The 19,156-nt window shown below is 69.8% G+C and carries 14 protein-coding genes; 6 read left to right on the forward strand and 8 right to left on the reverse strand.

The annotated features are described in order from the left end of the window. The first annotated feature begins 180 nt into the window (after positions 1–180). Positions 181–1,383, forward strand: a complete 1,203-nt coding sequence (locus tag V5F49_RS00415) for a bifunctional 2-C-methyl-D-erythritol 4-phosphate cytidylyltransferase/2-C-methyl-D-erythritol 2,4-cyclodiphosphate synthase (protein ID WP_394116667.1) — start codon at positions 181–183, stop codon at positions 1,381–1,383. Further along, positions 1,380–1,886, forward strand: a complete 507-nt coding sequence (locus V5F49_RS00420) for a CinA family protein (RefSeq protein WP_394116500.1) — start codon at positions 1,380–1,382, stop codon at positions 1,884–1,886. Before V5F49_RS00415 ends, V5F49_RS00420 begins: the two co-directional genes overlap by 4 nt. A gap of 156 nt (positions 1,887–2,042) precedes the next feature. Here the strand turns inward: V5F49_RS00420 and recQ are convergent, their stop codons facing one another. The 4 genes from recQ to ssb form a co-directional block, all read right to left on the reverse strand. Further along, positions 2,043–3,875, reverse strand: a complete 1,833-nt coding sequence (recQ, locus tag V5F49_RS00425; protein ID WP_394116499.1) for a DNA helicase RecQ — start codon at positions 3,873–3,875, stop codon at positions 2,043–2,045. A gap of 46 nt (positions 3,876–3,921) precedes the next feature. Further along, positions 3,922–4,533, reverse strand: coding sequence for a LysE family translocator (locus tag V5F49_RS00430; protein WP_394116498.1), 612 nt, complete (start codon positions 4,531–4,533; stop codon positions 3,922–3,924). A gap of 66 nt (positions 4,534–4,599) precedes the next feature. Then, positions 4,600–7,347, reverse strand: a complete 2,748-nt coding sequence (gene gyrA, locus V5F49_RS00435; RefSeq protein ID WP_394116497.1) for a DNA gyrase subunit A — start codon at positions 7,345–7,347, stop codon at positions 4,600–4,602. Between the two features lie 362 nt (positions 7,348–7,709). Continuing rightward, a complete protein-coding gene (ssb, locus tag V5F49_RS00440) occupies positions 7,710–8,249 on the reverse strand; it encodes a single-stranded DNA-binding protein (RefSeq protein WP_394116496.1) in 540 nt (179 codons plus the stop codon). A gap of 524 nt (positions 8,250–8,773) precedes the next feature. Between ssb and uvrA the strand changes: the two genes are divergently transcribed. From uvrA to V5F49_RS00460, 4 genes are all read left to right on the forward strand, one after another. Further along, positions 8,774–11,776 carry an excinuclease ABC subunit UvrA gene (uvrA, locus tag V5F49_RS00445; protein WP_394116495.1) on the forward strand — a complete coding sequence of 1,001 codons (3,003 nt, stop codon included), beginning with the start codon at positions 8,774–8,776 and terminating at the stop codon, positions 11,774–11,776. 543 nt (positions 11,777–12,319) lie between these two features. Then, on the forward strand, positions 12,320–12,481 hold the full coding sequence (locus V5F49_RS00450) for a DUF1127 domain-containing protein (RefSeq protein WP_394116494.1): 162 nt from the start codon (positions 12,320–12,322) through the stop codon (positions 12,479–12,481). A 187-nt stretch (positions 12,482–12,668) separates the two neighbouring features. Continuing rightward, positions 12,669–14,090 carry a methylenetetrahydrofolate--tRNA-(uracil(54)-C(5))-methyltransferase (FADH(2)-oxidizing) TrmFO gene (trmFO, locus tag V5F49_RS00455; protein WP_394116493.1) on the forward strand — a complete coding sequence of 474 codons (1,422 nt, stop codon included), beginning with the start codon at positions 12,669–12,671 and terminating at the stop codon, positions 14,088–14,090. A 9-nt stretch (positions 14,091–14,099) separates the two neighbouring features. Beyond that, positions 14,100–15,203 carry a serine/threonine protein kinase gene (locus tag V5F49_RS00460; RefSeq protein WP_394116492.1) on the forward strand — a complete coding sequence of 368 codons (1,104 nt, stop codon included), beginning with the start codon at positions 14,100–14,102 and terminating at the stop codon, positions 15,201–15,203. Positions 15,204–15,218: 15 nt separating this feature from the next. Here the strand turns inward: V5F49_RS00460 and V5F49_RS00465 are convergent, their stop codons facing one another. The 4 genes from V5F49_RS00465 to secD are packed head-to-tail and all read right to left on the reverse strand — an operon-like array spanning position 15,219 to position 19,154. Continuing rightward, entirely contained in the window at positions 15,219–16,142 is a 924-nt protein-coding gene (locus tag V5F49_RS00465) for a phytoene/squalene synthase family protein (RefSeq protein ID WP_394116491.1), read from the reverse strand. 9 nt (positions 16,143–16,151) lie between these two features. Beyond that, positions 16,152–16,532, reverse strand: coding sequence for an Mth938-like domain-containing protein (locus V5F49_RS00470; protein ID WP_394116490.1), 381 nt, complete (start codon positions 16,530–16,532; stop codon positions 16,152–16,154). 3 nt (positions 16,533–16,535) lie between these two features. Next, entirely contained in the window at positions 16,536–17,534 is a 999-nt protein-coding gene (gene secF / locus V5F49_RS00475; RefSeq protein WP_394116489.1) for a protein translocase subunit SecF, read from the reverse strand. A 12-nt stretch (positions 17,535–17,546) separates the two neighbouring features. Next, positions 17,547–19,154, reverse strand: a complete 1,608-nt coding sequence (gene secD / locus V5F49_RS00480; RefSeq protein ID WP_394116488.1) for a protein translocase subunit SecD — start codon at positions 19,152–19,154, stop codon at positions 17,547–17,549. Positions 19,155–19,156: the final 2 nt, after the last annotated feature.

Below are 19,156 nucleotides of genomic sequence, written 5' to 3' on the forward strand. Positions count from 1 at the left end.
GGAATGGAAAATGCGACAGTCTCTTGCACAGAAATTGGGCCACCTGTTTTCTGCCTACATCTTAGACATTTGCACGCGGCACGCAAGGGCAGTCTGCGTGCAAGTGCGGCGCAGCATGGGTTGCACCATAGGCGATTACCTGCGCACGAGGATTGGTGCCCCCGCATGGCAGGGCTGCGCATGACCGGCGCGCCTGCTCCCGCCTGCATTGCCATCGTCGTTGCCGCCGGTCGCGGCACGCGCGCGGGCGGCACCCTGCCGAAGCAGTATCAGAGCATGGCGGGCGAGACGGTGCTGCGCCGCACACTGCGCCTGTTCGCGTCGCATCCGGGCATCACGGCCGTGCTTCCGGTCATAAATCCTGATGATTCCGGCCGCTTTGCGGACAGCGCGCGCGATCTGCCCAAGATACTGGCAGCCGTTTCCGGCGGCGCGACCCGGCAGGCATCGGTCCGCGCCGGGCTGGAGGCACTGGCGGCGATGGACGGCCCGGCGCCGGCCATCGTGCTGGTCCACGATGCCGCCCGGCCCCACGCCTCGCCGGCGCTGGTGGCCCGTGCCGTCGCCGCGGCCGAGGCCGCCGGGGCTGCGGTTCCGGTCCTGCCCGTCACCGACACGGTGAAGCAGGTGGATGGCGCCGGGATCGTGGTGGGCACGCCCGATCGCGCCAGCCTGCGTGCGGTGCAGACACCGCAGGCCTTCCGCTTCGCGCCCCTGAGGGCCGCCCATGCCGCCGCCGCCGCCGCGGGCGTGGAGACGCTGACCGACGACGCGGCGGTGATGGAATGGGCAGGCCACCCGGTGGCCACCTTCGACGGCGAGGCCACCAACGTGAAGCTGACCACCCCCGAGGACATGGCCCGCGCGGCCGCGACCGCCTTTGCCGAGCTGCCGGACGTGCGCACCGGCACCGGCTTCGACGTGCACGCCTTCGGCCCCGGCGACCATGTGATGCTGGGCGGCGTCGCCATTCCCCACAGCGCCGGCCTCATGGGCCATTCGGATGCGGACGTGGGCCTGCACGCGCTCACCGACGCCCTGCTCGGTGCCCTGTGCGACGGCGACATCGGCGCCCATTTCCCGCCCTCCGACCCGCAGTGGAAGGGCGCATCCTCCGACCGCTTCCTCGTCCACGCGGTGGAGAAGGTGGCCGCGCGGGGCGGGCGGGTCGCCCATCTCGACCTCACGCTGATCTGCGAGGCGCCCAAGGTGGGGCCGCACCGCGACGCCATCCGCGAGGCCATCGCCCGAATCACCGGCGTCCCGGTCGGCCGCATCTCGGTGAAGGCCACCACCACCGAGAAGCTGGGCTTCGCCGGCCGGCGCGAGGGCATCGCCGCTATGGCCAGCGCCACCATCCGCCTGCCCATGGAGGAGGCATGATGGACGACGGCATGATCGCCCCGGACATCTACGACCGAGCCGTCGCGGTGCTCGACGCCTACCGCGCGCGCGGCTGGACGCTGGCGACCGCCGAATCCTGCACCGGCGGGCTGGTCGCCGGCGCGCTTACCGCCGTGCCGGGCTCGTCGGACGTGGTGGACCGGGGCTTCGTCACCTATTCCAATGCCGCCAAGATGGCGATGATCGCCGTGCCCGAGGCGACGCTCGCCGCCCACGGCGCCGTCAGCGCCGAGACCGCCCGCGCCATGGCCGAGGGCGCCCGCGCGGCAGCCGGAGTGGCTGCCGCCGTCGCCATCACCGGCGTGGCGGGGCCCGGCGGCGGCTCGGCGGAAAAGCCGGTGGGGCTGGTGCATTTCGCCTGCGCCCGCCGCGACGGCCGCCTCGTGCACCGGGAAAGACGCTTCGGCGACCCCGGCCGCGCCGCCATCCGCCGGCTCGCCGTGCTGGAAGCGCTGGACCTGCTGCTGGAAGCTGCGTCCTAGCGCACGGCGCGCCGCCGGGGCGCGGTGAAAGGCGAGCTCCGACAAGCGCCTGGCACGTCCTTCGCCGGCAACCGTGCTGCGGTTGCGTCCACGCGCCCCCGCGCCTGCAGTCGAGGGAAACGGCCGGAAACGCGCGGCCGTGCGGGTCCGGCGCCGTCAGCCCGCCTCGCCTGCGCGGATCACATCCAGGAAATGCGGGCCGTAGCGTTCCAGCTTGGCCTCGCCCACGCCGGAGACATCGCCCAGCGCCGCCAGCGAGCGCGGGCGGGCGCGTACCATGTCGAGCAGCGTGGTGTCGTGGAAGATGACGTAGGGCGGCACGCCCTGGGCGCGCGCGATCTCCAGCCTCAGCGCCTTCAGGCGGCGGAACAGGGCCTCGTCTCCCGGATCGGACAGCGCCGGTCCCGGACCCCTGCCCCCGCCGCTGGCCCGGGCCGGACGCGCGCGCGGCTCGGCCTTCAGTTCCACCCGCTCGGCGCCGCGCAGCACCGCCCGGCATTTCTCGGTGAGGCCGAGGGCGCCGTGGCCCTCCACGTCCACCCACAGATGCCCCATGGCCACCAACTGGCGGACGATGGCGCGCCACTCGTCGCGCGAGAAATCCTTGCCGATGCCGAAGGTGGAGAGGCTCTCGTGGCCGAACTTCAGCACCTTGTCATTGGCCTCGCCGCGCAGCACGTCGATGACATGGCCGGCGCCGAAGCGCTCGCCGGTGCGGTAGACGCAGGACAGTAGCTTCTGCGCCGCCTCGGTGCCGTCGAACGTGCGCGGCGGGTTGAGGCAGGTGTCGCAATTGCCGCACGGCTCGGGGAGGTCTTCCTCGAAATACTTCAGCAATACCTGCCGGCGGCAGCTGGCGGTCTCGCACAGGCCGAGCAGCGCATCGAGCTTGGAGCGCTCCACCCGCTTGCGGGCGTCCGGCGCATCCGAGCCGTCGACGAACTGGATCAGCTTCGCCACGTCCTCGACGCCATAAAGCAGCAGGGCCTCGGAGGGCAGTCCGTCGCGGCCGGCGCGGCCGGTCTCCTGGTAATAGGCCTCGATGCTCTTCGGCAGGTCAAGATGGGCCACGAACCGCACGTCCGGCTTGTCGATGCCCATACCGAAGGCGACGGTCGCCACCATCACCACCCCCTCCTCCTTGAGGAAGCGGTCCTGGTGGCGGGCGCGCGTGTCGGCGTCGAGACCGGCATGGTAGGGCAGCGCGGTGCGGCCCTCGGTGGCCAGCATCTCGGCGGTGGCCTCCACCTTCGCCCGGCTCATGCAATAGACGATGCCCGCCTCGCCGTCGTGCGTGTCGAGGAAGGCCCGCAGCTGAACCCGCGGGTTGTTCTTGGGCGCGATGCGGTAGCGGATGTTCGGCCGGTCGAACGAGGAGAGGAACACCCGCCCCTCGTCCAGCGCCAGCCGCTCCATGATCTCGCGCCGGGTCGGCCCGTCCGCGGTGGCGGTGAGCGCGATGCGCGGCACGCCGGGAAAGCGCTCGTGCAGCACCGTGAGCTGGCGGTACTCGGGCCGGAAGTCGTGCCCCCACTGGGACACGCAGTGCGCCTCGTCGATGGCGAACAGGGAGAGCCGCGCGCCGTCGAGCAGCGTCAGGAAGCTGTCGGTGAGGAGTCGCTCCGGAGCCACATAGAGCAGGTCGAGGTCGCCCATGGCCAGCGCCCGCTCCACCTGCCGCGCCTCGCCGGGCGGCAGGGAGGAATTCAGCATGGCCGCCTTCACGCCCAGCTGGCGCAGCGCCTGCACCTGGTCGTGCATCAGCGCGATGAGCGGAGAAACGACGATGCCGGTACCCGGCCGCACCAGCGCCGGCACCTGATAGCACAGGGACTTGCCGCCGCCCGTGGGCATCAGCACGAGGGCGTCGCCCCCAGCCACCACATGGTCCACGATCTCCTGCTGCCTGCCGCGGAACGCCTCATAGCCAAAGACATGGCGCAGCACATGGAGTGTCGGGGAATCGGCCTCGGCCTTGGGTTTGGGCATGACGCCTTATAGACCCGCCGCGCCGGCGGGCAATGCGGCCGCGCGCCTATCTGCGTCCCGCCGCCAGCAGGATCGCCGCCCCGCCCACCAGGATGCCGGCCGAAACCCGGTCGGCGATGCGGGTGAAGCGGCCGGCGAGCGCGGCGCGCGCCTTGTCCGCCACCACGGCCCACAAGACATCCCCCACCAGCGCGATACCGGCGAACACTGCCGCCAGAAGCGCGATCTGCGGCACCGGATTGGCCGTGTCGGTGACGAACTGCGGCAGGAAGGCCGCGTGGAACAGCAGGGTCTTGGGGTTGGCGAAGGCAACCGCGAGCCCCCGCCCGAACGCCGCCCGCGCCGAGGGGGCCGGCATATCGATGCTGGCGCCGGCCGAGCGCCACTGCAGCACGGCCAGCCACACCAGATAGGCGGCGCCGGCATAGCGCACGAGATCGAAATGGTGGGAAAACGCCTCCACCACATAGGCGAGCCCCGCCGCCACCAGCGCCAGCTGGGCGATGAGGCCCACGTTGACGCCCGTGGCCGTGAGGATGCCCGAGCGCCGCCCGTGCTTCAGGCTGGTGCCGACGATCAGCGCCACGTTGGGGCCGGGCGTCGCGGCGAGCGCGAGGCAGGCCAGCACGAACAGCGCAAGGCTTTCCGCCGAGATCACCACATCCTCCCCTGCTCGCTTCCGCGCGGACCAGGCCGCGGCCCGGCGATCCGGGCCGCCACCCGCTCAGGCCTCCGGCGCGCCCGCCTCGTCACCCGCTTCGCCATCGCCCTCGCCGCCGGCATCGTCGCTGATGTGCTCCACCGAGACGACGCGCTCGCCCTCCGCGGTATTGAACACGATGACGCCCTGGCTGGCGCGGCCGACGATGCGGATGCCGTCCACCGGGCAGCGGATGAGCTGCCCGCCATCGGTGACCAGCATGATCTGGTCGGCGTCCTCCACCGGGAAGGAGGCGACGAGGCGGCCGTTGCGCTCGTTCACCGCCATGGCGACGATGCCCTTGCCGCCGCGGCCGGTCACCCGGTACTCGAACGACGAGGTGCGCTTGCCGTAGCCATTCTCGGAGACGGTCAGGATGAACTGCTCGGCGGCGCCCATGGCGGCGTAGCGCTCCTGGCTCAGCTGGCCGCTGCCGACCGCCGCCTCGTCCGTGTCGACGTCCGCCGCCTCGCCGGATTCGCCGCGCACCCGCCGGCTCATCTTGATGTAGGCGAGCCGCTCCTCAGCGTCCGCGTCCACATGGCGGATGATGGCCATGGAGATGACGCTGTCGCCCTGCTCCAGCCGGATGCCGCGCACGCCCACGCTGTCGCGGCCCTTGAACAGGCGCACCTCGGTTGCGGGGAAGCGGATGCAGGCGCCGGCCGCGGTGGTCAGCAGCACGTCGTCCGCCTCGGTGCAGAGCCCCACGTCGGCGATGGCCTCGCCGGCGGCAAGCTTCATGGCGATCTTGCCGTTGCGGTTCACCTGCTGGAAATCGGTCAGCGCATTGCGCCGCACCGTGCCGCCGGTGGTGGCGAACATGATCTGCAGGCGCTCGTTCTCCGCATCGTCCTCCGGCAGAAGCACAACCGACGTGATCCGCTCGTCGCTCTCCAGCGGCAGGATGTTGATGAGCGCCTTGCCGCGCGCCTGCGGCGCCGCCAGCGGCAGGCGCCACACCTTGAGCTTGTAGACCTGCCCCTTGGAGGAGAAGAACAGCACCGGCGCGTGGGTGGAGGCCACGAACAGGCGGGTGACGAAATCCTCGTCGCGCGTCTGCATGGCCGAGCGCCCCTTCCCGCCGCGGCGCTGGGCGCGGTAGGTGGAGAGGGGCACGCGCTTGATGTAGCCGGCGTGGGAGACGGTGACCACCATCTCCTCGCGCTGGATCAGGTCCTCGTCATCGAGGTCGCCGAAGCCCTCGATGATCTCGGTGCGGCGCGGGGTGCCGAACTCGGCCTTGATGGCGTTCAGCTCGTCGCGGATGATGCCGCGCATGCGCGGCCGGCTGGCGAGAATGTCCAGATAGTCCGCGATCTCGGCGGCCAGCTTGTCCAGCTCGTCGGCGATCTCGTCGCGGCCCAGCGCGGTGAGGCGCTGCAGCCGCAGGTCGAGGATCGCGCGGGCCTGCACCTCGGAGAGGCGATAGGTGCCATCGTCGTTCAGCTTGTGGCGCGGGTCGGCGATCAGCGCGATGAGCGGCGCCATGTCCTTGGCCGGCCAGTCGCGGCCCATGAGCGCCTCGCGCGCGCTCGCCGGGTCCGGCGCGGTGCGGATGAGGCGGATCACCTCGTCGATGTTGGCGACGGCGATGGCAAGGCCCACCAGCACATGGGCGCGGTCGCGCGCCTTGCGCAGCAGGAACTTGGTCCGCCGGCTCACCACCTCCTCGCGGAAGGCGATGAAGGCGGTGAGGATGTCGTGCAGCGCCAGCACGCCCGGCTTGCCGCCGGACAGGGCCACCATGTTCACGCCGAACGAGGTCTGCAGCAGCGTCTGGCGGTAGAGGTTGTTGAGCACCACGTCCGCCTGGGCGTCGCGCTTGACCTCGATCACCACGCGCACGCCGTCGCGGTCGCTCTCGTCACGGATCTCGGCGATGCCCTCGATGCGTTTCTCGCGCACCAGGTCCGCGATCTTCTCGATCATCGTCGCCTTGTTCACCTGATAGGGAATCTCGGTGACGATGAGCGCTTCGCGCTCCTTGCGCACGGTCTCGATGGCGACCTTCGCGCGCATCAGGATCGAGCCGCGGCCGGTGAGATAGGCCTGCCGGATGCCCGTGCGACCGAGGATCAGCGCGCCGGTGGGAAAGTCCGGGCCGGGCAGCAGGTCGAGCAGCGCCTCGGGCTCCAGCGTCGGGTCGTCGAGCAGCGCGACGGTGGCGTCGATCACCTCGCCCAGATTGTGCGGCGGGATGTTGGTGGCCATGCCGACCGCGATGCCGCCCGCGCCGTTCACCAGCAGGTTGGGGAACTTGGCCGGCAGGACGCTCGGCTCGCGCTCGCTGCTGTCGTAATTGTCCTGATAGTCGACCGTATCCTTGTCGAGGTCATCGAGCAGCATGCTCGTGACCTTCTCCAGCCGCACCTCGGTGTAGCGCATCGCCGCGGGGGCATCGCCGTCGAGCGAGCCGAAATTGCCCTGGCCGTCCACCAGCGGCACCCGCATGGCGAAGGTCTGCGCCATGCGCACCAAAGCGTCATAGACCGACTGGTCGCCGTGGGGGTGATACTTACCGATCACGTCGCCGACCACGCGGGCCGACTTGCGGTACTGCTTGTTCCACTCGTAACCGTTCTCGTGCATGGAGAACAGGATGCGCCGATGCACGGGCTTCAGACCGTCGCGGACATCGGGCAGGGCCCGCGCGACGATGACGCTCATGGCGTAATCGAGATAGGAGCGGGAAAGCTCGTCCGTGATGGAAACGGGCCGGATATCGGACGGCGGCTCGCCGCCGGGCTTCGGCGTCTCGTGATCGGCCAAAAGTCAGTACTCGCCTGATAAAACGGGGTGTCTCCTTCTAGCCGATTCACCCGGCGGACGCCAGCGAAACCCCCGCCGTCCGGTCAATTTTTCTCATTTAAATTCAATATCTTACGCGGGTGATTTCGGCGATCGCGGCACATTCTGTCGATTTTGCGTCAGAACAGCCCCCGCACGCCAATCGGGCCGCGGCCAAGACGAACCGGAACACCGGGCTGCCTGACCCCGTCGCATCGCGAAAACGTCGTGCCGCGCCACCTCTACGGCGCCGACAGGCCTTCGCCCGACGGTGCCGGAAGCATGCACACCGCCACCTGCATCCCCCTCCGCCGGATCGGTGGGCTGCGCGGGCGTACGGACCGTCAGAACGGGATTTCGTCGTCCATGTCATTGGCGACAGGGCGCCCGCCGCCGGACCCGCCACCCGACGGCCCGGAGCGCCGACCGCCACCCCCGAAGCCACCGCCACCGCCGCCCATCGGGCTCGACGAGCCGAAGTCGGCCCCGCCGCCGGAATAGCCGCCGCCGTACTCCTCGGCGCCGCCGCCCTCGCCGCGGCCGTCCAGCAGCGTCAGCTCGCCGCGATAGGGCCGCAGCACCACCTCGGTGGTGTAGGTCTCGCGACCGTCCTTCTCATACTTGCGGGTCTCGAGCTGGCCCTCGATGTAGACCTTCGATCCCTTTTTCAGGAACCGCTCGGCCACACCCACCAGGTTCTCGTTGAAGATCACCACGCGGTGCCACTCGGTGCGCTCACGGCGCTCGCCGGAGGCCTTGTCGCGCCAGTTCTCGGAAGTGGCGATGGACAGGTTGCAGACGCGGCCGCCGTTCTGGAACGACTTCACCTCCGGGTCGCGCCCCAGATTGCCGATCAGGATCACCTTGTTGACGCTGCCGGCCATCCCGCCGCTCCTCTTCCTTCCAGAAATCCAGGCTGCGCACCCTACAGCGCCCGACGTAAGGCGCGACGGTGAAATCCGCACTTGTCCACTGCCGCGGGACCCAAACGGCGATCCGAGCGCCTGTGAACCACGAGACGCATCGCAACGTACAATCGCGACGGAGCACATGTTCCCGTTGCGTTCTAACCGTTCACTACCACGTCCGCAAGCGTGTTTTTGACTGGCGCCCCGGAAAAGTTCCGGTTATGTTCTCTACCGCATCGCACACCGTCCATTACATTCGGGGCATGACCATGAGCGAAACGAGATCGCGGCTGAAGACGACGTCACGCCGCCGGACGGTTCGCTACGCCGTCGCATGGGCGCCAGTTCCGGCGCGCCGCGCGGGGTCCTCGCCCTTCCTTTCCTGATGTCTCGGCGCCGCGCGGCGCCTTTGGGATTCCATGTCTGATCGCGCTTCCCTCCCGCGGACCGCCGCTCCGCAATCGGCCGCCCCTGAACCTGCCGCCCGGCGGGACGCCCGCATGCTCACCGTGCGCGGCGCGCGCGAGCACAATCTCAAGAATGTCGATCTCGAGATCCCGCGCGACAGCCTCGTCGTGTTCACCGGCCTGTCCGGCTCGGGCAAGAGCTCGCTGGCCTTCGACACCATCTATGCGGAAGGCCAGCGGCGCTATGTGGAAAGCCTTTCGGCCTATGCGCGCCAGTTCCTGGAGATGATGCAGAAGCCGGACGTGGACCAGATCGACGGTCTCTCCCCGGCCATCTCCATCGAGCAGAAGACCACATCGCGGAACCCGCGCTCCACCGTGGGCACGGTGACCGAGATCTATGATTACATGCGTCTGCTCTGGGCGCGCACGGGCATTCCCTATTCCCCCGCGACCGGCCTGCCGATCGAGAGCCAGACCGTCTCCCAGATGGTCGACCGCACGCTCGCGCTGCCCGAGGGCACGCGCCTCTACATCCTCGCGCCGGTGGTGCGCGGGCGGAAGGGCGAGTACCGCAAGGAGCTCGCCGAGTGGATGAAGAAGGGTTTCCAGCGGGTCAAGATCGACAGCGCGTTCCACGAGATCGCCGAGGCGCCGGCGCTGGACAAGAAGTTCAAGCACGACATCGACGTCGTGGTGGATCGCATCGTCGTGCGCGCGGACCTCGCGACCCGCCTCGCCGACAGCTTCGAGACAGCGCTGGGGCTCGCCGATGGTATTGCGGTCGCCGAGTTCGCCGACGAGAAGGACGAGCACGGCGCACCGCGGCGAATCCTGTTCTCGGAAAAATTCGCCTGCCCGGTCTCCGGCTTCACCATCCCCGAGATCGAGCCGCGGCTGTTCTCCTTCAACAACCCGTTCGGCGCCTGCCCGGCCTGCGACGGCCTCGGCGTGGAGCAGACCATCGATCCGGACCTCGTGGTGCCGGACAAGAGCCGGTCGCTGAAGCAGGGCGCCATCGCCCCGTGGGCGAAGTCCACCTCGCCCTATTACGGCCAGACGCTCGACGCGCTGGCGAAGCATTACCACTTCAAGCTCAACGTGCCGTTCATCGACCTGCCCGAGACGGCCAAGCAGGTGCTCCTCTACGGCTCGGGCGAAGAGAAGATCACCTTCGCCTATGAGGACGGGCTGCGCGCGTACGAGACATCGAAGACCTTCGAGGGGGTGGTGCGCAATCTCGACCGGCGCTGGAAGGAAACCGACAGCGACTGGGCGCGCGAGGAGATTTCCAAGTATTTCTCCACCGTGCCGTGCCAGGCCTGCGGCGGCTTCCGCCTGAAGCCGGAAGCGCTCGCGGTGCGCGTGGCGGACCGGCACATCGGCGCGGTGGGACAGCTTTCGGTGCGGGCGGCAGCCGCCTGGTTCGAGGATCTGCCCGCCCACCTCTCCGCCAAGCAGAACGAGATCGCCGGGCGAATCCTGAAGGAGATCCGCGAGCGGCTCCGCTTCCTGCTGGATGTGGGGCTGGAGTACCTGACGCTGGCGCGCGCCTCCGGGACGCTTTCCGGCGGCGAGAGCCAGCGCATCCGGCTGGCCTCGCAGATCGGCTCCGGCCTCACCGGGGTGCTCTATGTGCTGGACGAGCCCTCCATCGGTCTCCACCAGCGCGATAACGCGCGCCTGCTGGAGACGCTGAAGCACTTGCGTGATCTCGGCAACACCGTGATCGTGGTGGAGCACGACGAGGATGCCATTCTCGCGGCCGACCACGTGGTCGATGTGGGCCCGGGCGCGGGTATCCACGGCGGCCGGATCGTGGCGCAGGGCACGCCGGGCGAGATCCTGGCCGACCCGAACTCCCTGACCGGGCGCTACCTCACCGGGGCTTTGAGCGTCGGGGTGCCGGCACGGCGCAAGGTGAACCCGAAGCGGATGCTGAAGCTCACCGGCGCGCGCGGCAACAACCTGAAGAATGTCACCGCCGAGATCCCGCTTGGCCTTTTCACCTGCATCACCGGCGTGTCGGGCGGGGGGAAATCAACCCTGCTGCTGGACACGCTCTACAAGGCGGTGGCGCGGCGGCTGAACGGCGCCTCCGAGGCCCCTGCCCCGTTCGACCGGCTGGAGGGTCTGGAGCACCTCGACAAGGTGATCGACATCGACCAGTCTCCCATCGGCCGCACGCCCCGCTCCAATCCCGCCACCTATACGGGGGCCTTCACGCCGATCCGCGAGTGGTTCGCCGGCCTGCCGGAGGCCAAGGCCCGCGGCTACGGGGCCGGGCGCTTCTCCTTCAACGTGAAGGGGGGGCGGTGCGAGGCCTGCCAGGGCGACGGTGTCATCAAGATCGAGATGCACTTCCTGCCCGACGTGTACGTCACCTGCGACGTGTGCAAGGGCAAGCGCTACAATCGCGAGACGCTGGAGGTGACCTTCAAGGACAAGTCCATCGCCGACGTGCTCGACATGACGGTGGAGGAAGGCGCCCAGTTCTTCAAGGCGGTGCCCTCCGTGCGCGAGAAGCTGGAGACGCTGCACCGCGTGGGGCTCGACTACATCAAGGTCGGCCAGCAGGCGACCACGCTGTCCGGCGGCGAGGCTCAGCGCGTGAAGCTCTCCAAGGAGCTGTCGAAGCGCGCCACCGGCCGCACGCTCTACATCCTCGACGAGCCGACCACCGGGCTGCACTTCCACGACGTGAAGAAGCTGCTGGAGGTGCTGCACGAGCTGGTGGAGCAGGGCAACTCGGTGGTGGTCATCGAGCACAATCTCGAGGTCATCAAGACGGCGGACTGGATCCTCGACCTCGGTCCGGAGGGAGGCGACGGGGGCGGCGAGATCGTCGCAGCCGGCACGCCGGAGGACGTGGCTGCCAACCCCCGCTCCCACACCGGACACTTTCTCGCCGAGGTGCTCGCGCGCCGGCCCCTGCCGCAAGTGGAAGCCTCCGCCGCAGGAACGTCGCCGCGCAAGGCAAGGAAGCCCGCCGAGGTGACTGTGCCCAGGCCGGACGCATCGGACGCCACCGCCGAAAGCGAGCCTGCCGCCCGGCGCGGCGCGACCCGCCGGCGTGGCAAGGCCGCCGCCGAATAGGCGCCCCGCGTCGCCGCTGCCGCGGTGTCCGGCTGCTGTCTGGGGCAGAACCGGGAACGGTCGCTCTTCATTTGAGAGGGGCACCGCTGCGGCCCACGCTGGTCCGTTCGACGGCATGTGCGGGCGGGCCCTGCCGCGGCCCTGCCCTGGCTGACAGCCCTGTGGCTCTTTCGGCAGCGCCCGGACATCCGCTGCGCTGGGTATGCCGCTCGGGCGGCGTTGCTTCAGCCAGCCTGTCGACCCGGCGCCACGATGCTGTCACGCTCCTGCGTTCGTCACGCTCCTCCTGTCGTCTCTCCCTGCCTCCCCGGGCCGCCCGGAGGCGGAGGACTGGCGGCCGCAGCCCTCCGTCCCGATCCACCGTGACGCGATCCGGGGCGTGGGAAATGCGGCGGCGCGCCGGACGCGAACGGTTTCTTAAACATGCGCCGCCTGCATTGCTGCAATGCAAAGTCGGCTCTACGGCAGCGCAGCATCAAGGCATATCTTGTGGGTCGAAAGTGGCGGACACGCGGTTGCGTGGTCCGCAAGTGGAGAAGACCAATGTTGCTCTGGGGTTTCCTGGCGCGCCAGTTCCGTCGGTGGCAGATGTACAACCGCACCGTCACCGAGCTGGCCAAGCTCGACGATCGCAGCCTTGCCGATATCAACGTGTCCCGCAGCGAGATCCGCTCGGTGGCCCGTCACGCGGCCGCTGGCGTCTGAAGTTCACGATATCGCCGTCCGGCAGCGCGCCGGGCGCATGAAATGGCCCCCATCGGGGGCCATTTTCGTTTGTGCGGGGCACCTGCGCCGCGCCGGGGGTTGAAGGCGCCCGCGCGCCTGTGGCACATGGCTCCTCCCGCCGGCCGGGCGCCATCGCGCCTGTTGCGCCCCGCGATCTGGAGGACCGATGCCCGATCACGCCCAGCCCCAGCCTGTCCACGTGGTGGGCGGCGGCCTTGCCGGGACCGAGGCCGCCTGGCAGCTTGCCACCCGCGGCGTGCCGGTGGTGCTGCACGAGATGCGGCCGCAGCGCTCCACCGACGCGCACGTCACGGACAGCCTGGCCGAGCTGGTCTGCTCCAACTCCTTCCGTTCGGACGATGCCGAAGCCAATGCGGTCGGCGTGCTGCACGCCGAGATGCGGCAGGCGGGCTCGCTCGTCATGTCGGCGGCCGACCGCAACCAGGTGCCGGCCGGTGGCGCGCTGGCGGTGGATCGCGAGGGCTTCGCCCGCTGCGTCACCGAGGCGCTTGAGGCCCATCCGCTCATCGAGATCCGGCGCGAGGAGCTCACCAGCCTGCCGCCCGAGGCGTGGGACAGCGCCATCATCGCCACCGGCCCCCTCACCTCCCCGGCGCTGGCCGACGCGATCCTGGAGCTGACCGGCGAACGGGCGCTGGCCTTCTTCGACGCGATCGCGCCCATCGTGCATTTCGACAGCATCGACATGGGCAAGGCGTGGTTCCAGTCACGCTACGACAAGGCCGGCCCCGGCGGCACGGGCGCCGACTACATCAATTGCCCGCTCGACGAGGCGCAGTACAACGCGTTCGTGGATGCGCTGATCGCCGGCGAGAAGGCGCCCATGCGCGACTTCGAGACGAAGACGCCCTATTTCGATGGCTGCCTGCCGGTGGAGGTCATGGCCGAGCGCGGCCGCGAGACGCTGCGCTTCGGCCCCATGAAGCCGGTGGGCCTCACCAACCCCCACGCGCCCGACGTGAAGCCCTATGCCGTGGTCCAGCTGCGGCAGGACAACAAGCTCGGCACGCTCTACAACATGGTCGGGTTCCAGACGAAGCTGCGCCATGGCGAGCAGGCGCGCGTGTTCCGCATGATTTCCGGCCTGGAGCAGGCCGAGTTCGCGCGCCTCGGCGGGCTGCATCGCAACACCTACCTGAACTCGCCCCGCCTGCTGGACGGCGCGCTGCGGCTGAAGGCGGCGCCGCGCCTGCGCTTCGCCGGACAGATCACCGGCTGCGAGGGCTATGTGGAGAGCGCGGCCGTGGGCCTGATGGCCGGCCGCTTCGCCGCTGCCGAGCGCCTCGGCCAGCCGGTTGTGCCGCCGCCCGTCACCACGGCCCACGGCGCGCTGCTCGCCCACATCACCGGCGGCCACGTGGAGGCGGAGGAAGCCGGCGCGCCGCGCTCGTTCCAGCCCATGAATGTGAATTTCGGCCTGTTCCCTCCGCTCGACGAGGCCCCCAAGGCCGAGGGCGGCAAGCGCCTGCGCGGTGCCGAGAAGACGCTGGCCAAGAAGAAGGCAATGGCCGCGCGCGCCCTTGCGCACATGGCGCTCTGGCTCGACACGCCGGCCGCGGCGGCTTAAGAGGCGCGCATGCCGCGCAATGTCAGCCTGCCGTCCGCCGTGGAGTACCGTGCCAATCCCGCCCGCTTCGCGGTGGATACGGTGCTGAAGCGCGATGTCTTCTCCACGGTCGAGCGCGGCACCTGGACCGATGCGCAGGGCCGCGACTGGCCCGCGGTGCGCCGGCGCTGGAACGAGGTGTCGCTCTGGCTCGCGCCCATCGCGCGGCAGCTGGCGGCGCACGAGATCAAGGCGCTGGAAAAGGTCACGCGCACCGGCGTCACCACCCCGCTGCTCGCCGTGGGCGATCGCTTCCTCGTGCGCGGCTGGATCGACGGCGCGCCGCTGCAGATCGCGCGGCCCACCGGAGACCTCCATTTCTTCCGCTCGGCCCGCGATGCGCTGCACATTCTGCATCGCGCCGGCTACGTGCATAACGACCTCGCCAAGCAGCAGAACTGGCTGCGCGGAGCCGACGGCGAGGCATGGCTGATGGACTTCCAGCTGGCGCTGCCGTTCAGCCGCCGCTCGAAGATCGGCCGGGTGCTGGCCTATGAGGACGTGCGCCACCTGCTGAAGCACAAGCGCACCTACTGCCCCGAGGCGCTCACCGCGCGCGAGAAGAAGGTGCTGGCCACCAAGAGCCTGCCGACGCGCATCTGGATGGCCACAGGCAAGAAGGTCTACCGCTTCGTCACGCGGCGCCTCCTCTCCTATTCTGATACCGAAGGCCGCGGCCCGCGGGTGACCCAGGTCGGCCCGCGCATCGCCGCAGCGCTGGCGACGCATCCGGCGGTGGCGGACGTCCACATGTCGGATTTCCAGACGCTGGGCGGCAAGGTGGGGCTCTATGCCTTCGTCGAGACCGGCTCGCCGGTGACCGTGGAGGCGTTGCGCGCCCATCTGGCGGGCGCCCTGCCGGATCGGCCGCACCTCGACCACCTGCAGCTGGTGCCCGCCCTGCCCCGCTCGGCTGACGGCGCCGTGCGCGACGACCTGCTGCTGCTGGTGGCCCGCAACCAGATCGAGATGCTGGACCAACTGGCGGGATCGGAGGCGGTGCGCCTTCAGGTGGCGGACATCGCGCGCGGGCGGCTCAACCTCACCGACCGCATCACCCGCCCGGCCGCCTGACCCCGCGGGCCGCCCTCAGAACCAGATCTTCCCGGCGCCCGCCCGCCGCGCCGCCCGCCACAGGGCGAACTGCCGGCGCAGGCGGGAGAGACCGGCCAGCTCGCGGAACGGATCGCTGACCCGCGCCAGGGTCTTCAGGTCGCCTTCAACCAGCGCGAGCGGCAGGTAGGGCGCGGCGATGGCGGCGGTGGAGGAACCCACGGCCCCGGCAGCCGCACGGGCGGCCGCGAGGTGCCGCCGAGCCTCGGCCCGCCAGTCCGCGAGCGCCGCCGTCAGCTGCGGCGTGAGCGTGCCGGAGACAGCCTCAGCCCGGTCGATGCCGTGCCGCGCCAGAATGTCGAGCGGCAGGTAGCATTGCCCGCGCGCGGCATGGATGGGAAAGGCGCGCATCAGCCCCGTCATGGCGATGGCGACGCCGGCGTGTCCGGAAAGGTCGCCCGCCCGGGCCGCCACCTGCGGCTCCAGCACCAGCGCGGAGAGCTGGAGCAGGGCCGAGGCGGTCTCCCCCGCATAACCTTCCAGATCCGCCAGAGCCGGCATGGGGTCGTCGTAGAGGTCGAAGATGCGCGCATCCACGAGCGCGATCAGGGTGCGGCGGGGCAGCGCGAAGCGCTCGACCGTGTCCATCAGGGCGGCGGCGACTGGGTGCCCCTCCACCGCCCCGCGCCCCTGTCCCTCGATCACCTCGCGCCACCACGCGAGGCGCACCTCGCCCGGCAGCGCCTCGCGCACCATCTCGCGCACGCGCGCCACGTCGAGGCTGAAGGCGTAGAGCGCCAGGAGATGCCGCCGCCTGTCCTCCGGCGCGAACAGGACTGACAGGAAGCGGTCGCGGTCGGCGGTGCGCACCTGATCGGCGCAATAGGCGTAGGCCGTGTCCAGCGGCGCGGCCGCGTCTGCACCGGCGTCTGGCTCGGTCGGATCGGCGTCCGGGGACATGAGGGCCGCCTAGACGGCGATGAGGGCCGCGCCCACCCGGCGACCCTCGGCAAGCAGGACATTGTAGGTGGAGGCGGCGAGCGGGGTCGGCATCAGCTCGAAGCGCAGGCCGGCATCGCGCAGGATCTGCTTCAGCGGCTCCCGCAGATGGGCGGGATCGCGCCCGGTGCCAAGGAAGAGAAGCTCGAACGCATCCGCCTCCGCGACAACCGGGGCAAAGGCTGCCGCGTCCACGTCCGCCATGCGCGCCGGCGCCCACGGGCGGATGCCCGAAGGCAGCGCCAGGATGGAGCCGGCATGCGACATGCCGGCGAAGTGGAAGAAGGTGTCGCCGTAGCCGTCGATCGGCACCCGTCGCGGCAGGAACGGCGCGGTGGGCGGGCCGGCCACCGCTCAGGCCTTGGCGGGCTTGCCGGAGGACGGCTTGTCCGCAGCGGCCGGCGCCGCCGCCTCGGAGGCCGCATCCGCGCCATCGCCCCGCGCGGGGACCGAGACCGTGGAAGCGCGCAGGCCGAGGTGGATGAGGATGGGCGCCGCCACGAAGATGGTCGAATAGGTGCCGATCACCACGCCCACCGTCATGGCCAGCGAGAAGCCGCGCAGCACCTCGCCGCCGAAGAAATACAGCGCGAGGGTGGCGAAGAAGGTGGTGGTGGAGACGATGATGGTACGCGAGAAGGTGGCGTTCACCGCGATGTCGAGCAGCTCGGGCAGCGGCATCTTCTTGTAGCGGCGCAGCATCTCGCGGATGCGGTCATACACCACCACCGTATCGTTGAGCGAATAGCCCATGATGGTGAGAATGGCGGCGATGGACGTCAGGTCGAAATCAATGCCGAACGCCGAATAGATCATCAGCGTGACGAAGATGTCGTGCATCGTCGTGACGATTGCGCCGACCGCGAACTGCCATTCGAAGCGGAACCACAGATAGGCGAGCACCGCCACAGCGCCCAGCACCAGCGCGAGGATGGACTGGCGCACCAGCTCGCCCGACACGCTCGGACCCACGGTTTCCACGCGGCGCACGGTGTATTCCGCGCCCAGCACGTCCTTCACCTTGGCGAGGATGGCCTGCTGCGCCTCATCGGTGGTGCCGAAGGCGCCGACGCGGATCAGCACGTCGCGCGGGGAGCCGAACTCCTGGATCTGCACGTCACCCACGTCGAGGTCGGTCAGGTGCTCGCGCAGGGCGCCGATGTCGGCCTGCTGCTGGCTGGTCTGCGCCTCGATGAGCGTGCCGCCCTTGAAGTCGATGCCGAGGTTGAAGCCGACGATGGCGAACAGCAGCACCGCGACGATGGACATGGCCGCGGAGAACGGGAACGTCCAGTGCCGCAGGCGCATGAAGTGGATGTTGGTCTGCGCCGGAATGTAGTCGATCAAAGGCATGTGCGGCGCACCTCAGATGGGCAGCTTCGCCGGCCGCCGCCACTTCACCCAGTAGGCGATCATGAGCCGCGTCAGGGTATAGGCGGTGAACATGGTGGTCAGAAGGCCGAGGATGTAGGTGACCGCGAAGCCACGCACCGGACCGGACCCGCCCATCAGGAACAGGATGACGGCGGTGGCCAGCGAGGTGATGTTGGCGTCGAGGATGGTGCCGAGCGCGTTCACGAAGCCCTTGTCGATGGCCGAGATGGCGGACCGCCCCTCGCGCGCCTCGTCGCGCATGCGCTCGAAGATGACGACGTTCGAGTCCACCGCCATGCCGATGGTGAGCACCACGCCGGCGATGCCTGGCAGCGTCAGCGTCGCGCCCAGCACCGACTGGAGCGAGAACATCAGGATGATGTGCACCGCCAGCGCGATCAGGGCGAACAGGCCGAACAGGCCGTAGACGGAGACCATGAACACCGTCACGAGGCCGCCGGCCACGTAGGCGGCGGTCTTGCCGGCATGGATCGAATCGGCGCCGAGGCTCGGGCCGACGGTGCGCTCCTCCACCACCGTCAGCGGCGCCGGCAGCGCGCCGGCGCGCAGCAGGATCGCGAGGTCGTTGGCCTGCTGCACCGTGAACGAGCCGGAGATCTGCCCCGATCCGCCGAGGATCGGCTCGCGGATCACCGGAGCGGAGATCACCTGATTGTCGAGCACGATGGCGAACGGCCGGCCGACCGCGTCCTGCGTGGTGGCGGCGAAGCGGCGGGCGCCGTTGTTGTTGAAGCGGAAGGAGACGATGGGCTCGCGCGAGTTCTGGTCGAAGCCGGGCTGGGCGTCCACGAGATCCTCGCCGGACACGCGCACCTGCTTCTCGACCAGGTAGGGATGCCCGTCCTGGCCCTGCAGCACCTCGGATTCCGGCGGCGGGCGGCCTTCCAGCGCCTGCTGCGGCGACATGGACTGGTCCACCATGCGGAACGAGAGCTTGGCGGTCTGGCCCAGCAGGTTCTTCAGGCGCTGCGGGTCCTGAAGGCCCGGCACCTGCACCAGGATGCGGTCGAGGCCCTGGCGCTGGATGTTGGGCTCCACCGTGCCGAGCTGGTCGATACGGCGACGGATGATCTCGATGGACTGGTCCACCGCGGCGCGCATGCGGGCGGTGAGGCCGGCATCGGTGAGCTGCACCGTGACCGCGCCGTCGGAGCCCGAGGAGACGGTGAGGTCCATCTCGCCCGAGCTGTTGCCGAACAGTGCGTTGGTGACGGGCGCGGCCATCTTGCGCAGCTCGGCCACGGCCTTCTGGGTGTCGGCCGGGTCGCGCAGGCGCAGGGAGATGGTGGTGTCGCGCACCGCGAGGTTGGAATAGCCGATCTTCTGGTCGCGCAGGACGCGGCGCACGTCGTCGCGCACCTGCTCCGCGCGCTCCTTGCGCAGCGCCGCCCCGTCCACCTCGAGCAGGATGTGCGAGCCGCCCTGAAGGTCCAGCCCCAGGGTCACGCGGCTCGATGCCAGCCACGAAGGCAGGTAGGCGAGCGCGTTCGGGGGCAGGACATTGGGCAGCGCGAACAGGATGCCGATGGCGATCGTGATAAGGATCGCCGCGGTCTTGAGACGGGAGAAGTGCAGCATGT

Origin of the sequence: Xanthobacter lutulentifluminis, assembly GCF_043194675.2 — a bacterium.
Classification (GTDB): Bacteria; Pseudomonadota; Alphaproteobacteria; order Rhizobiales; family Xanthobacteraceae; genus Xanthobacter.

Bases quoted from the DNA above. Each gene is read 5' to 3' on its own strand.
- secD (WP_394116488.1), bottom strand. From the start codon at position 19,154: ATGCTGCACTTCTCCCGTCTCAAGACCGCGGCGATCCTTATCACGATC.
- V5F49_RS00460 (WP_394116492.1), top strand. From the start codon at position 14,100: ATGCCGCGCAATGTCAGCCTGCCGTCCGCCGTGGAGTACCGTGCCAAT.
- uvrA (WP_394116495.1), top strand. From the start codon at position 8,774: ATGCTCACCGTGCGCGGCGCGCGCGAGCACAATCTCAAGAATGTCGAT.
- V5F49_RS00450 (WP_394116494.1), top strand. From the start codon at position 12,320: ATGTTGCTCTGGGGTTTCCTGGCGCGCCAGTTCCGTCGGTGGCAGATG.
- recQ (WP_394116499.1), bottom strand. From the start codon at position 3,875: ATGCCCAAACCCAAGGCCGAGGCCGATTCCCCGACACTCCATGTGCTG.
- trmFO (WP_394116493.1), top strand. From the start codon at position 12,669: ATGCCCGATCACGCCCAGCCCCAGCCTGTCCACGTGGTGGGCGGCGGC.
- V5F49_RS00415 (WP_394116667.1), top strand. From the start codon at position 181: ATGACCGGCGCGCCTGCTCCCGCCTGCATTGCCATCGTCGTTGCCGCC.
- V5F49_RS00420 (WP_394116500.1), top strand. From the start codon at position 1,380: ATGATGGACGACGGCATGATCGCCCCGGACATCTACGACCGAGCCGTC.
- secF (WP_394116489.1), bottom strand. From the start codon at position 17,534: ATGCCTTTGATCGACTACATTCCGGCGCAGACCAACATCCACTTCATG.
- V5F49_RS00465 (WP_394116491.1), bottom strand. From the start codon at position 16,142: ATGTCCCCGGACGCCGATCCGACCGAGCCAGACGCCGGTGCAGACGCG.
- ssb (WP_394116496.1), bottom strand. From the start codon at position 8,249: ATGGCCGGCAGCGTCAACAAGGTGATCCTGATCGGCAATCTGGGGCGC.